Annotated in this window: 15 protein-coding genes and 1 tRNA gene; 2 read left to right on the top strand and 14 right to left on the bottom strand. The window is 65.7% G+C overall.

Annotated features, from left to right (window positions below):
• Positions 1-4: 4 nt before the first annotated feature.
• The gene (locus ACLNGM_RS14320) at positions 5-1,543 is read right to left on the bottom strand and encodes a UxaA family hydrolase (protein ID WP_416355436.1); all 1,539 of its coding nucleotides are present in this window, start codon (positions 1,541-1,543) and stop codon (positions 5-7) included.
• Between the two features lie 99 nt (positions 1,544-1,642).
• On the opposite strand from ACLNGM_RS14320, the gene ACLNGM_RS14315 reads away from it, so the two are divergent.
• The gene (locus tag ACLNGM_RS14315; RefSeq protein ID WP_416355435.1) at positions 1,643-2,863 is read left to right on the top strand and encodes a GGDEF domain-containing protein; all 1,221 of its coding nucleotides are present in this window, start codon (positions 1,643-1,645) and stop codon (positions 2,861-2,863) included.
• 40 nt (positions 2,864-2,903) lie between these two features.
• On the opposite strand, the gene ACLNGM_RS14310 is transcribed toward ACLNGM_RS14315, so the two are convergent.
• The 7 genes from ACLNGM_RS14310 to ACLNGM_RS14280 all read right to left on the bottom strand — a co-directional run bounded on the left by ACLNGM_RS14310 (position 2,904) and on the right by ACLNGM_RS14280 (position 7,270).
• Positions 2,904-2,980 (bottom strand) — tRNA-Pro (locus ACLNGM_RS14310).
• Between the two features lie 61 nt (positions 2,981-3,041).
• Complete coding sequence (locus tag ACLNGM_RS14305; RefSeq protein WP_416355434.1) at positions 3,042-3,596, bottom strand: MerR family transcriptional regulator; 555 nt, start codon at positions 3,594-3,596, stop codon at positions 3,042-3,044.
• A 13-nt stretch (positions 3,597-3,609) separates the two neighbouring features.
• Positions 3,610-3,951 (bottom strand): integration host factor subunit alpha, encoded by a 342-nt coding sequence (locus tag ACLNGM_RS14300; protein ID WP_090959752.1) that lies wholly within the window; start codon positions 3,949-3,951, stop codon positions 3,610-3,612.
• Positions 3,952-4,057: 106 nt separating this feature from the next.
• Positions 4,058-5,023 (bottom strand): beta-ketoacyl-ACP synthase III, encoded by a 966-nt coding sequence (locus ACLNGM_RS14295; protein ID WP_416358451.1) that lies wholly within the window; start codon positions 5,021-5,023, stop codon positions 4,058-4,060.
• A 2-nt stretch (positions 5,024-5,025) separates the two neighbouring features.
• The gene (gene plsX / locus ACLNGM_RS14290) at positions 5,026-6,072 is read right to left on the bottom strand and encodes a phosphate acyltransferase PlsX (protein WP_244545875.1); all 1,047 of its coding nucleotides are present in this window, start codon (positions 6,070-6,072) and stop codon (positions 5,026-5,028) included.
• Positions 6,073-6,164: 92 nt separating this feature from the next.
• A complete protein-coding gene (locus tag ACLNGM_RS14285) occupies positions 6,165-6,725 on the bottom strand; it encodes a YceD family protein (protein ID WP_416355433.1) in 561 nt (186 codons plus the stop codon).
• Positions 6,722-7,270, bottom strand: a complete 549-nt coding sequence (locus tag ACLNGM_RS14280) for a ubiquinol-cytochrome C chaperone family protein (RefSeq protein WP_416355432.1) — start codon at positions 7,268-7,270, stop codon at positions 6,722-6,724. Before ACLNGM_RS14280 ends, ACLNGM_RS14285 begins: the two co-directional genes overlap by 4 nt.
• A 208-nt stretch (positions 7,271-7,478) precedes the next feature.
• On the opposite strand from ACLNGM_RS14280, the gene ACLNGM_RS14275 reads away from it, so the two are divergent.
• Positions 7,479-7,952, top strand: coding sequence for an outer membrane protein assembly factor BamE (locus ACLNGM_RS14275; RefSeq protein WP_175526765.1), 474 nt, complete (start codon positions 7,479-7,481; stop codon positions 7,950-7,952).
• Between the two features lie 70 nt (positions 7,953-8,022).
• Here the strand turns inward: ACLNGM_RS14275 and nusB are convergent, their stop codons facing one another.
• The 6 genes from nusB to glyA form a co-directional block, all read right to left on the bottom strand.
• Complete coding sequence (gene nusB / locus ACLNGM_RS14270; RefSeq protein ID WP_090959768.1) at positions 8,023-8,523, bottom strand: transcription antitermination factor NusB; 501 nt, start codon at positions 8,521-8,523, stop codon at positions 8,023-8,025.
• A 1-nt stretch (position 8,524) separates the two neighbouring features.
• Entirely contained in the window at positions 8,525-8,971 is a 447-nt protein-coding gene (locus tag ACLNGM_RS14265; protein WP_416355431.1) for a 6,7-dimethyl-8-ribityllumazine synthase, read from the bottom strand.
• Positions 8,972-9,075: 104 nt separating this feature from the next.
• Positions 9,076-9,690: a riboflavin synthase gene (locus tag ACLNGM_RS14260; protein WP_416355430.1), complete on the bottom strand. Its 615-nt coding sequence runs from the start codon at positions 9,688-9,690 to the stop codon at positions 9,076-9,078.
• Complete coding sequence (ribD, locus tag ACLNGM_RS14255) at positions 9,636-10,805, bottom strand: bifunctional diaminohydroxyphosphoribosylaminopyrimidine deaminase/5-amino-6-(5-phosphoribosylamino)uracil reductase RibD (RefSeq protein ID WP_416355429.1); 1,170 nt, start codon at positions 10,803-10,805, stop codon at positions 9,636-9,638. Before ribD ends, ACLNGM_RS14260 begins: the two co-directional genes overlap by 55 nt.
• Positions 10,798-11,277, bottom strand: coding sequence for a transcriptional regulator NrdR (gene nrdR, locus ACLNGM_RS14250; protein WP_090959777.1), 480 nt, complete (start codon positions 11,275-11,277; stop codon positions 10,798-10,800). The genes ribD and nrdR overlap by 8 nt, the downstream gene beginning before the upstream one ends.
• Before the next feature lie 9 nt (positions 11,278-11,286).
• Entirely contained in the window at positions 11,287-12,606 is a 1,320-nt protein-coding gene (gene glyA, locus ACLNGM_RS14245; protein ID WP_090959779.1) for a serine hydroxymethyltransferase, read from the bottom strand.
• Positions 12,607-12,715 lie beyond the last annotated feature (109 nt).

Raw genomic sequence — 12,715 nt, 5'->3', positions numbered from 1 at the left:
GGCGTCAGGTGATCGCGCCAAGCTGCCAGGGCACGAATTCGTTGTCGCCGTAGTCGTAGATCTCGCTCTGCGTTCGCTTCCCGGACGCCACGGCCAGAATGGTCTCGAACATCCGCGTGCCGGATTCCTCGATCGTCTCCTCGCCGGTGACGATGCCGCCGCAGTTGATGTCCATGTCGTCGCTCATGTGCTCATACATGGCGTTGTTCGTAGCCACCTTGATGGTCGGCACCGGCTTCCAGCCCGACACCGACCCGCGGCCGGTGGTGAAGACGAGCATGTTGCAACCGCCCGCGATCTGTCCGGTCACCGCGACGGGATCGTATCCCGGCGTATCCATGAAGACGAAGCCCGGCCGGTCGATCGGCTCTGCGTATTCGTAGACGGCCTCGAGCGGCATCGAACCGCCCTTTGCCACGGCGCCGAGCGACTTTTCGAGGATCGTCGTCAGGCCGCCCGCCTTGTTGCCATGCGAGGGATTGTTGTTCAGTTCGGCTCCGTGGCGCGCGGTATAGTCGCGCCACCAATCGATGCGGTCCATCAGCTTCTGCGCCACCGCCGGCGTCGCCGCGCGGCGTGTCAGCAGATGCTCGGCGCCATAGATCTCGGGCGTTTCGGCAAGGCACGCCGTCCCTCCGTGGCGAACCAGGAGGTCGGACGCGTAGCCGAGCGCGGGGTTTGCCGAGATGCCGGAATAACCGTCCGAGCCGCCGCATTCGAGCGCCAGCTTCAGCTTGGAGACGGGCTGCTCGGTGCGCTCGACCGCGTTGATGACCGGGAGCATCTCGTTGATGATCGTGCTCGCTTCCTCGACGGTGCGCCGCGTGCCGCCGAGCTGCTGGATCGTCATGGTCCGCATCAGCGGCCCCTCCTCCAGCCCGTACTTCTCGGTGATGAAGGAAATCTGGTTGGTCTCGCAGCCGAGACCGATCATCAGGATGCCGCCGAAGTTCGGATTGCGCGCGTAGCCGCTGAGGGTGCGCGCGAGGTAGGTGTATCCCTCGGTCTTAAGGTTCAGCGCGCAGCCTTGGCCGTGCGTCAGCGCCACGACGCCATCGACGTTCGGAAAACCGTCGAGGCCGCCCTTGCGATTGAAATGGTCGGCGATGGCGCGCGACACGGTGGCCGAGCAGTTCACCGACGAGACGATGCCGATGTAGTTGCGCGTCCCAGCCTGACCGTCGGCCCTCGAATAGCCCATGAACGTCCGCCGTTCGTTCTCGGGCAGAAGCGGCGTCGGCCGTGCATCGGCGGCGAACTCGTGATGGACCTCGCTGTCCAGCATTCCGAGGTTCTGAAGGTGCACATGGTCGCCCGGCAGGATCGGCGCCGTCGCATACCCGATCACCTGCCCGTATTTCAGAACCCGGCCTCCTTGCGCGACCGCCTGAACCGCGACCTTGTGCCCGCTCGGAATGTCGGCCCGGGCGACGATGTTTCCGACGCCCACGCGCTCGCCCACTGCGATGGTCCGCCGAGCCACGACGACGTTGTCGTCCGCATTGAGACGGATGGTAGGCGAGACGTCGAGCACGTCCGACATGGCAAGCTTCCGAACAATGGAATGGATATTGTCGGCAATGATCATTTCGGGCCGGAGGGTGGAAGTCAATCCGTTTGATGTTTCAGCCCGCGCATCGCCTTGGAGACGATTGGCTCGCGCGCGGCGTACGGAGGCACTGGTTCACGATGCTGGCGAATAGAGGGCGCATCGAAGGGAACCATTCATTCCGGGCATCCACTGTCGGCGAACCGCAACAGGCCGACTCTCATGAGCCTTTCGATTCCGACCCTGCAGTTCACGGACTCCGTCGTCTTCCTGACGTGCGGCGTCGTGTTCGTCAGCTGCTGGCTCCTGCATCGCGAACGGCTCTATCACCTCCTGTTCGGTCTGAGCTTCCTCCTCTGCGCCAGCATGTCGATCGGCTTCGTCGACTTCGGCCGGTATGGCAGCGTCTGGTCACCGCTCGGGTGGTCGACCGCAGGCATGCTGTTCTGGGTCGGCTTGCGCCTCTTCGATCAGCGCCGCGCGATGACAACCTTCATGATGGTCATGGCGGTCGTGCCGGTCGCAACGCACGTGCTGCTTGACCTTGCCACCTTCGACGAGGAGGCCGTCAACACCGGCAGCACCATCGCCTATGCCATTCACGAGGCTGCGATGGCCGTCTACGTGCTATCGATGTCACGCGGACGCTCCCCGATCCGCAAGGTCATCGGCCTGTCGCTCCTGGCGATCTCCATCGCACTCTGTCTGCCGTTGTTGTCGTCAGCAATTTTGCCGCCCAACGTGCCGGTCATTCTGATCTTCGTCGTCGACCATGTGTCCTCGATTCTGCTGACGACCGCGATTCTGGCGCTCGAAGCGGACCGAGCGAACCTTGCGCTCGCCCGGCAGGCCCTGCGGGATCCGCTGACGCAAGTTCTCAATCGGGCGGGACTGGTGGCGCAGACGCAGCATGTGACGGGACGCGCCGGCGTCGTGGTCGTAGACCTCGATCACTTCAAGCGGGTCAACGACGGGCACGGCCACACGGCAGGTGACCATGTGCTCGGAACCTTCGCACGACGCGCAGAACTCCTTCTTCCGTTCGGTGCCCACATCGCACGGTTCGGCGGTGAGGAGTTCGTACTGGTGCTTCCTGGTGCGGGACGCGCCGAGACAGCCGTTTTCGCCGAGCGCTTGCGGCGATCCATCGGCGCGAAGCCGATCGGCTGGAACGGAGCCCAAATCCAAATATCCGTTAGTGTCGGTGTCGCGATCGCCCTCGGCGGCCCGGACATTCCTGCTGCCGTGGATCGTGCGGACAAGGCGCTCTACGTCGCCAAGACGAACGGCCGGAATCAGGTCCGGGTCGCTTAGCAGCGAAGCGGCTTCGGAAGGTAATTGATTGTCCGGTTAGTGGTCGGAGCGAGAGGATTCGAACCTCCGACCCCCTGAACCCCATTCAGGTGCGCTACCAGGCTGCGCTACGCTCCGACACGAGCTTCCCTAATCAATGCGCACGGCGGATGCAAGCGCGAACGCGCGTCCCAGCCGGTCAACGAACCTGATCGAGCAGCCGCTTCAGTTCCAGAAGCTCGAGAATCACGCCATTGAGGCGATCGACGCCGTCGCGCGACAGGGCGTTGCCGCCCGCATGGCCTGCGCCATCACGGTCGCGCCGCAGGAGATTCGACAAAGGCCCGCGCCGCTGTTCGGGAACCGGATGATCGATCTCTTCGTCTGGCACCTCGTCGACCAGTTCGATTTCGGCTGCGGCTTCGGGCTCGACGCGCTGCCCCTTGCCGGACTGAAGACGTTCGAGCCCAGAAAGATCGCCGGCACCGATCGCCATCACGGCGCGATGCCCGCTTTCCTTCAGAATTCGCTGGACACCCCGGATTGTGAAGCCGCGAACGTACAGGAGGTAGCGGATGCCCTTCAGAAGCTCGACATCGTCCGGTCGATAATAGCGGCGTCCGCCGCCCCGCTTCATCGGCTTGATCTGCGGAAACCGCGTCTCCCAGAAGCGCAGGACATGGGGCGGTAGATCGAGCTCCTCCGCCGCTTCGCTGATGGTGCGGAACGCGTCCGCGCTCTTCTCGCCGCTCAACCGCCGACGGCCTTCATTCCGCAGCCTTCAGTGCCGGTTCTACGTCCGGTCCGCGCGCCTCGTGGGCTTCGAGAATGCGGTCCTTCATGACGTTCGACGGCTTGAACACAGCCACACGTCGCGGCGAGATCGGAACCTCTTCGCCGGTCTTTGGATTGCGCCCGACGCGCTCGTTCTTGGCCCGAACGAGGAATGAGCCGAACGACGAAATCTTCACCGCCTCCCCGCGAGCGATCGTCGTGCAGATCTCCTCCAGGATCGACTCGACCAGATAGGCCGACTCGGACCGGGAAAGACCGATCTTGCGGAAAACCGCCTCGGCGAGATCGGCCCGCGTCACCGTCCTGTCTCCCATGCAAAACCCCTGCTGAAACCGAACCGGAACCCCCGCCCCGAGCGACGACGCGCTTCGGCTAGGCCTCGGAAAATACCGAAAAGAAAGGGTGAATCAAGCGCGCCCGTTACCAGCGGACGACGACGGCGCCCCAGGTGAAGCCACCACCCATTGCCTCGAGAAGCACGATGTCGCCAGCCGAAATCCGCCCGTCGCGCACCGCGACGTCGATCGCCAGCGGGATCGAGGCGGCCGACGTGTTGCCGTGGCGATCGACCGTGATCACGACCTTCTCGATGGGAATTCCGAGCTTCTTCGCCGAAGCCTCGATGATGCGTCGGTTCGCCTGATGCGGCACGAACCAGTCGATCTCGGCCGCAGAAAGGGAAAGGGCCTGAAGCGAATCCTCGACGACGTCGGTGATCATGCCCACGGCGTGCTTGAAGACCTCGCGGCCTTCCATCCGAAGATGCCCGATCGTACCGGTCGAGGATGGGCCACCGTCCACGAACAGCTTGTCGCCGTGCGATCCATCCGCCCGCAGCCGCGCGATCAGAACGCCCGGATCGCTCGCCTCACCCTCTTCCCGTTCGAGGACGACCGCGCCGGCTCCGTCTCCGAAGAGGACGCATGTCGTTCGATCCGACCAGTCGACGATTCGGCTGAACGTTTCCGCTCCGATCACGAGGGCCCGGCGCGCCATGCCGGCCTTCAGATAGAGGTCGGCCGTCGTCATCGCGTAGACGAAGCCACTGCAGACAGCTTGGACGTCGAACGCAAATCCTTTGGTGATGCCGAGGCGGCGCTGCACCTGCGTCGAGGATGCGGGGAACGTGTTGTCGGGCGTCGCGGTCGCCAGGATCACGAGGTCGATGTCGTCGGGCACGAGGCCTGCGGCCTCCAGCGCCTTGCGCGCCGCCGCCTCGCCGAGCGAGACCGTGGTCTCGCCCTCGCCCGCAATGTAGCGCTGCTTGATGCCGGTCCGCTGCTGGATCCACTCGTCGCTCGTCTCGACGCGCGTCTCGAGGTCCTGGTTGGTCACGACCTGACGAGGCAATGCCGAGCCGGTGCCGCGGACGACCGAGCGAAACATGGTCATGGCGCGACCTCTTCCGAACCGGCCGCTTCGCCTTCGAGCGGCACCGAAACCTCGTTCGCGTATACCCGACCGAGATCGCTCTCGATCTTGGCGAGCAGGCCGTTGGCGGCCATGGCGTAGGCGACGTCGATTGCGGCTGCCGTGCCTTCGGCGTCCGAACCGCCATGGCTCTTGATCACCACGCCGTTCAGACCGAGAAACACGCCGCCGTTGACCTTGCGCGGGTCCATCTTGTCGCGCAGCCGGTCGAAGGCGCTCTTGGCGAGGAGATAGCCGAGTTTGGCCATCCACGTGCGCGTCATCGCTGCTTTGAGATACGAGCCGATCTGGCGGGCGGTGCCCTCGGCGGTCTTCAGCGCGATGTTCCCGGTGAAGCCTTCGGTGACGACCACGTCGACGGTGCCCTTGCCGAGATCCGTGCCTTCGACGAAGCCGCGATAGTCGAGGCCGTCGATCGGCGTCTCCTTCATCAGGCGACCCGCTTCGCGAATGTCCTCCTGACCCTTCACCTCTTCGACGCCGATGTTGAGGAGGCCGACCGTCGGCCGGTCGATCTGGAACAGGGCGCGCGACATGGCCGCGCCCATCACCGAGAAGTCGATCAGCTGCTGCGAGTCGGCCCCAATCGTCGCGCCGACGTCGAGAACGATGCTCTCGCCGCGAAGCGTCGGCCAGATGGCGGCGATCGCCGGGCGTTCGATGTTGGCCATGGTGCGAAGGCAGAACTTCGCCATCGCCATCAGGGCGCCGGTGTTGCCGGCCGAGACCGCCACATCAGCCTCGCCGGTCTTCACCGCCTCGATCGCCTTCCACATGGACGACTTGTAGCGCCCCTGCCGAAGCGCCTGTGACGGCTTGTCGTCCATGCGGATCGAAACATCGCAATGGTGAAAGGTCGACCGTTCGCGCAGCTTCGGCAGGCCATCGAGCACCGGGCGCACGGCGTCTTCCTGCCCGAACAGCACGAAGCGCATGTCGGGGTGACGCTCCAGCGCCGTCTGCGCCCCCGCCAGCACGACGGCGGGACCGTGGTCGCCGCCCATCGCGTCCAGGGCGATCGTAATGGTGCTTTTCGACAACAAAGAGTACCTGCCTTCAGATCGATGCGATGCCCGGACCGGCGCGGCCCTTGCCGTCAGCCGCCCGCCGGCTTCAGGCGTCCGAGAGCGGCGAAGGGCGAAACCTTGCCGCCGGACGGATCGGGGTCCGTGTCGAGCTCGGAGAATTCGACGCCGGGCGCTCTTGGATAGGGGTCGAGCGACAGGCCGACAAGCTCTTCGATGAAGGGCCCGAGATCGATCGTGTCGCCGCGGAATGTTTCGGGAATGTCGGCGCCCTCGGGGTCGAGATGCAACTCGCCGTCGCCTTCCGGCTCGATGCGGGCGAGTTTGGAGGTCTCGGGAACGAAGATGAGATCGACCGCCTCGTCGACAATCTCGCGGACGGGATCGAGCGTCACGACACAGGCCTGGTCCAGCGATCCCTTGATCCGCCCTTCCACCATCACGCCATCGCGCTTCCAGCGGCGAACGAGAAGGTCCGCGGTGAGATCGTTCACGGCCAGAATGCCGAGCCGCTCGGCGACGCCAGCCCGTTCGTCGGGGGTCGTGTCGAGGCGCAGCGGCATTCCCGCCTGCGGAAGGCGAGCGACATGGACGACGAGGCTCAAGGGTGCCTTCGGATCGGCCTTCTTCATAGGGTCTCCGTCTCCGGCGGCTCGAGGAGGCGCCCCGCCAGGATCTGCTCGTTGGCAAGCGCGACGTAGCGGGCCTGCTGCCGGATCATATGGTGCGCCAGAGCTGCGGCCGCATCTGGGCGGCCGCCGACGGCTTCCGCGAGGACGGTCCGCGCCAGCGCGTCGGCGAGGCGTTCCTCGTCGCCTTCAGCCATCGCCGGCTGGCAGTCGCGAACGCGGGTATAGAAGCGGGCGGCGAACTTGCGCATGCGCTTCGGGACAGCAAGGTAGCTGATGCCGACCTCGCGCATGGAGTGGTCGATGTCGGTCATGAACCGATCCACCAGGTCCTGAGAAAGGGCCTTGAGGTCCGGCTGGCCGGACACTCGATTCAGGACGGCGATCATCTCGAGGGATAGAGCCTCGAAGCGGCCTTCCAGGGTATCTGGTAGCCCGCCTTCGGTGAAACGGACCGGATCGCGCGCGGCGGCGACGACCTGATCCCAAAGCTGGTCGACGATCTGCCGGTTGAGGCGATCCCGTCGGAAACGGGCCAGAATTCCCACGTCGTTTTCCCCTGTTTCGGATGCCCGGTTCGCACGCATGCGGCTGGATTGCAACGGTTGGCAGGTTGCTTTACCAAGTCGCAACCTTCAGGGCGGCGGCGGTGCCTCACTTTCCGACCAATCCGCACCTACGGAACGCAAAACCGATTCCCTCGGGAGGAGTAGCATCCGCGTGATCGAGATCCATCGTCCGTTGCGCCGCGTGGTCATGGCGACCAGCGTCGGCGCCATGATCGTTCTGGCTGGCTGCCAGACGGCGGAAGTCTACAACCAGGGTTACATCGTCGACGAGCAGGCGCTGGCGCAGGTTCCGGTCGGCTCAAGCCGCGATCAGGTTCTCCTGGCACTCGGCTCTCCGTCGACCACCGCGACGTTCGACAACGAGGTGTTCTACTACATCTCGCAGAAGCGCGTGCGCCCGGTGGCTTTCATGAAGCCGCGCCTTGTCGAGCAGCGTATCCTGGCGGTCTATTTCGGACCCGACAACACCGTGCGTCAGATTGCCAACTACGGCCTCCAGGACGGCAAAGTTTTCGACTTCATCTCGCGCACGACGCCGACCGGTGGCCGCGACTCCAGCTTCCTCGGCTCGATCCTCTCCGACGAAGGTCCTGGCTCCGGCAACATCCTCGATACGATGGGCGGCATGGGTCGCTCTGGCGGCGTTTCAGCCGGGCGCTGACCGATCTCACGAAAAAGGCCGGCATTGCCGGCCTTTTTTATGCGCTGTGGAAGCCGACGCCATGATGGCGTCAGTCCGCTTCCTTGGGGTCTTGGCCGCGCCCCTCGCCGCGCGAACGGCGGGCGACCCGATCGAGCACAGCGTTCACGAGACGCGACTCGTCCTCGTCGTAGAATGCCTTTGCGATATCGACATACTCGCTGACGATCACCGCGACGGGCACGTCCTTGCGGGCCGTGACCTCGTAGGTGCCCGCGCGCAGGATGGCGCGCAGCGTGGTGTCGAGGCGAGCCAGCGGCCAGTCCGTCGTCAGCGACGAGTGGATGAGCGGGTCGATGAAGGTCTGTCCGCGGACGACGCCGGAGACGATGTCGCGAAACCACGCGGCGTCGGCTTCGCGATAGGTGTCGCCGTCGACCTCCTGTCCGAGACGGAACGCCTCGTATTCCGCGACCGTCTCAAGAAGGCCGGTGCCGCCGACGTCCATCTGGTAGAGAGCCTGAACGGCTGCGAGGCGGGCTGCGCCGCGCTTGTTGGCGGGGCGGAAGTTGCGGAGCGCTGCGTCGGCCATGTCAGGCTCCGAGACGCTTGCGGATGGCGATCATGGCCAGCGCGGCGGCGGCTGCGTCGCCGCCCTTGTTCTTGCGATCCGGCATCGCCCGCTCCAGCGCCTGTTCCTCGTTCTCGACCGTCAGGATCCCGTTGCCGATCGCCAGACCTTCGTGAACCGAAAGGTCCATCAGCGCCCGGCAGGACTCGTTGGCCACGATGTCGAAATGATAGGTCTCGCCGCGGATCACGCAACCTAGCGCGATGAACCCGTCGTACTCGGTCGCGCCCTCGTCGGCACCGCTGAGCGCAAATCCGACCACCGCCGGAATTTCCAGCGCGCCGGGAACGGTCACGACGTCGTAGGTAGCACCTGCCGCATCGAGATGTGCCTTCGCCCCTGCCAACTGATGGTCCGCGACGTGATCGTAGAACCGGGCCTCGATGATGAGCAGATGCGGAGCGGACATGACAGCTTTCCAAAACGGGACGGCACGCGATTCAGCGACGCGCGGAGCGCCGGGTCATGCGAAGCCAACGAACGGGAACGAGTGGGCGCGGTCGGCCTTCCGAATTACTCGGCCTGTCCGGGCCCGAACAGACGCTCCGCATAGCGTGCAATCTGATCGACCTCAAGGTTCACGTGGTCCCCCTCGCCCTTTTCGCCCCATGTCGTCACCTCCAGCGAGTGGCGGATGAGGAGAACGTCGAACTGGTGGCCCGAAACGCCGTTGACCGTCAGCGATGTCCCGTCGAGGCAGACAGACCCCTTCGGGGCGATGTAACGGGACAGTTCCGGCGGCGCCTCGAGCGTGAAGCGGACGGCCTCGCCCTCGTCCTTGCGCGAAACGATGCGCGCCTGCCCGTCGACATGGCCGGACACGAGATGCCCGCCGAGTTCGTCGCCGAGCTTCAGCGCACGTTCCAGGTTGATGCGGCTTCCCTCCACCCACTGCCCGGCGGTCGTGAGCCGCAACGCCTCTTCCCAGGCCTCGACCTCGAACCACGCCGCGTTGGCGTTCTGCTCCGGCAGGCGGGTTACGGTGAGGCAGACGCCGGAACAGGCGATCGAGGCGCCGATCAGGATCGTCGCCGGATCGTAGACGGTCTCGATCCGAAACCGGCGTCCTGCGCTCAAAGGTTGGATGCTGGCAACGCGTCCGACGTCGGAGACGATTCCGGTGAACATGGCTCGATCCTTTCCCATTCGCTCCAGTGGTCGTCGCCGAACCGCTCGCGTCGGGCAAGACGGAAATTCTTCGGGGCGAGAACGCCGTCGGGCGCCGCCACCCCATTGGATCCGATCTCGACCGGCGAGCGGATAACGACGATCCGGTCCACGAGTTCGGCTTCGAGGAACGCGGCGGCCAGCACCGGTCCGCCCTCGACCATCAGCGTCTGCACGCCCGCGGAGGGCATCGCGTGGAGGAGTCGACGCAGGTCATCCCGATCGTAGCCGGACAGACGAAGCAGCCGACATCCAGCACGGCGATAGGGCACCGCTTCCGCACCGTCAGGATTTCGCGTCGAGGCGATGAGCGTCGGAACGGAGCGGGCCGTCGTGACGAGCTGGGCGCCGAGCGGCAGCCGAAGTTGCGGATCGACGACGATCCGGATCGGCGATCGTCCGGAAAGGCCCGGCAGGCGACAGGTCAGGAGTGGATCGTCGGCCACGGCCGTGCCGACGCCGACCATGATGGCGTCGGAGTTCGCCCGCAGGAGGTGAACCTGTCGATTGGCGATCCGCCCGCTGATGCCGATCCGCTCGCCGCCCAATCGTCCGACGAACCCGTCGCGCGAGACCGCCATCTTGAGCGTCACGAACGGACGCCCGAAGCGGAGGCGCTGGAGAAACCCCTCGAACGGACGGGTCACCACCCCCTCGCCGCTCAGGCAGCGCACCTCGATGCCCGCAGCCCGCAGGATCTCGACGCCGCGCCCGTTGACCCGAGGATCGGGATCGGGCGCGCCCACCACGACGCGGGAGACACCGGCCTCGACCAGGGCGTCGGCACACGGGCTCGTGCGCCCGTGATGCGCGCAGGGCTCGAGCGTCACGTAGGCCGTCGAACCACGCGCATCGGCCCCCGCATCGGCCAGCGCCACCCTCTCGGCGTGGGGTCGCCCACCCCAGGCGGTAACACCGCGGCCGACGACGCGCGCCGTCGCGCCAGATCCCTGAACGAGTAAGGCGCCGACCGACGGGTTTTCTGACGTCAGGCCGACATGGCGCAGCGATAGCCGACGAGCGGCGGCCATGAAGCGTTCGTCGTCGGCATGCTGCCGGTCCGTCGAATCAGCCACGGTCTTCGGTCTGAGTTTCAGGCGCTGCGGTCAGTTCGCTGATGATGGACTCGAAGTCGCGCGCTTCGCGGAAGTCGCGATAGACCGAGGCGAAGCGAACGAAGGCGACGTCGTCGAAACCGCGCAGGGCTTCCATCACCAACCGCCCGATGGCCTCGGAGGGAATGTCGGATTCACCCGTCGATTCTAGCTGGCGCACGATGCCCGAGATCATCCGCTCGACCCTCTCTTCCTCCACCGGCCGCTTGCGCAGCGCGGTGTGGATGGATCGGGCGAGCTTGTCGCGCTCGAAGGGAACGCGACGCCCCGACTTCTTGACCACCATCAGGTCGCGGAGCTGCACCCGCTCGAAGGTCGTGAATCGCCCGCTGCAGTCCGGACAGATCCGGCGCCGACGGATGGCCCCGCCGTCCTCGGCGGGGCGCGAATCCTTCACCTGGCTGTCCGGCGACCCGCAGTAGGGGCAACGCATGCGGCTGGATCAGCCGAGATTGGCGTAGATCGGGAAGCGACCGGTGAGTTCCAGCACCTTCTCCTTCACGCGCGCTTCGGTGGCGGCGTTGCCCTCGTCGGAGTTCGAGGACTTCAGGCCGTCGAGAACCTCGACGATCAGACGTCCGACCTGACGGAACTCTTCCGTGCCGAAACCGCGGGTCGTTGCTGCCGGGGTGCCGACGCGGATGCCCGAGGTGATCGCCGGCTTCTCCGGGTCGTTCGGCACGCCGTTCTTGTTGCAGGTGATGCCGGCGCGGCCGAGCGCGATCTCGGTCGCCTTGCCGGTCAGCATCTTCGGGCGCAAGTCGACCAGCATCAGGTGCGTGTCGGTGCCGCCCGAGACGATGTCGAGGCCGCCTTCGCGAAGCGTCTCGGCCAGAACCTTGGCGTTGTCGGCGACCGCCTTGATATAGGAACGGTAGCCCGGCTGCAGCGCCTCGCCGAAGGCCACGGCCTTGCCGGCGATGACGTGCATCAGCGGCCCGCCCTGCAGGCCCGGGAAGATCGCCGAGTTGATCTTCTTGGCGATGTCCTCATCGTTGGTGAGGATCAGGCCGCCGCGGGGGCCGCGCAGGGTCTTGTGCGTCGTCGAGGTCGCGACGTGAGCGTGCGGGAACGGGCTCGGGTGCTGGCCACCCGCCACCAGACCGGCGAAGTGCGCCATGTCGACCCAGAGATAGGCTCCGACCGCATCGGCGATCGCGCGGAAGCGCGCGAAGTCGATGATGCGCGAATAGGCCGAGCCGCCCGCGACGATGATCTCCGGCTTGTGCTCGTGCGCCAGACGCTCCACCGCGTCGTAGTCGATCAGGCCCGTCGACAGGTCTAGGCCGTACTGCACGGCGTTGAACCAGCGGCCCGACAGGTTGGGCTTGGCGCCGTGCGTCAGATGGCCGCCCGCATCGAGGCTCATGCCGAGGATCGTCGCGCCGGGCTTCGTCAGGGCGAGAAGAACGCCCTGGTTCGCCTGACTGCCGGAGTTCGGTTGGACGTTCGCGAAACCGCAACCGAAGAGCGCCTTGGCGCGGTCGATCGCCAGCTGCTCAACGACATCGACGAACTCGCAGCCGCCATAGTAGCGGCGGCCGGGATAGCCCTCGGCGTACTTGTTGGTGAGGACCGAGCCCTGCGCTTCGAGAACGGCGCGCGAGACGATGTTCTCGGAGGCGATCAGCTCGATCTCGTGCTGCTGACGATGCAGTTCGTCGCGCATCGCGCCGAAGAGGTCGGCGTCGACGGCGGCGATGCCGTCGGTGAAGAAGCCACTATGAGCGGTCGTCGTGTCGAGAACGTGAGCATGCGACATGACCGGTTTCTCCTCGCGTCGGCGGCGCTCGGGGCCGCGATTGGGCGGCGCCTTAACACGTTCCCGCCCGAGGCGCCACAGACGGGAACGAAACGGGAAAGGGCCCGGC

The organism is Aureimonas phyllosphaerae (assembly GCF_047943035.1).
Taxonomy (GTDB): domain Bacteria; phylum Pseudomonadota; class Alphaproteobacteria; order Rhizobiales; family Rhizobiaceae; genus Aureimonas; species Aureimonas phyllosphaerae.
This window is presented reverse-complemented; position numbering and strand designations above follow the sequence as displayed.

Coding starts and splice junctions, on each gene's coding strand:
- ACLNGM_RS14320 (WP_416355436.1), bottom strand. CDS start 1,543: ATGTCGGACGTGCTCGACGTCTCGCCTACCATCCGTCTCAATGCGGAC.
- ACLNGM_RS14300 (WP_090959752.1), bottom strand. CDS start 3,951: ATGGGAGACAGGACGGTGACGCGGGCCGATCTCGCCGAGGCGGTTTTC.
- ACLNGM_RS14295 (WP_416358451.1), bottom strand. CDS start 5,023: ATGTTTCGCTCGGTCGTCCGCGGCACCGGCTCGGCATTGCCTCGTCAG.
- plsX (WP_244545875.1), bottom strand. CDS start 6,072: ATGGGCGGCGACCACGGTCCCGCCGTCGTGCTGGCGGGGGCGCAGACG.
- ACLNGM_RS14285 (WP_416355433.1), bottom strand. CDS start 6,725: ATGAAGAAGGCCGATCCGAAGGCACCCTTGAGCCTCGTCGTCCATGTC.
- ACLNGM_RS14275 (WP_175526765.1), top strand. CDS start 7,479: ATGGCGACCAGCGTCGGCGCCATGATCGTTCTGGCTGGCTGCCAGACG.
- nusB (WP_090959768.1), bottom strand. CDS start 8,523: ATGGCCGACGCAGCGCTCCGCAACTTCCGCCCCGCCAACAAGCGCGGC.
- ACLNGM_RS14265 (WP_416355431.1), bottom strand. CDS start 8,971: ATGTCCGCTCCGCATCTGCTCATCATCGAGGCCCGGTTCTACGATCAC.
- ACLNGM_RS14260 (WP_416355430.1), bottom strand. CDS start 9,690: ATGTTCACCGGAATCGTCTCCGACGTCGGACGCGTTGCCAGCATCCAA.
- nrdR (WP_090959777.1), bottom strand. CDS start 11,277: ATGCGTTGCCCCTACTGCGGGTCGCCGGACAGCCAGGTGAAGGATTCG.
- glyA (WP_090959779.1), bottom strand. CDS start 12,606: ATGTCGCATGCTCACGTTCTCGACACGACGACCGCTCATAGTGGCTTC.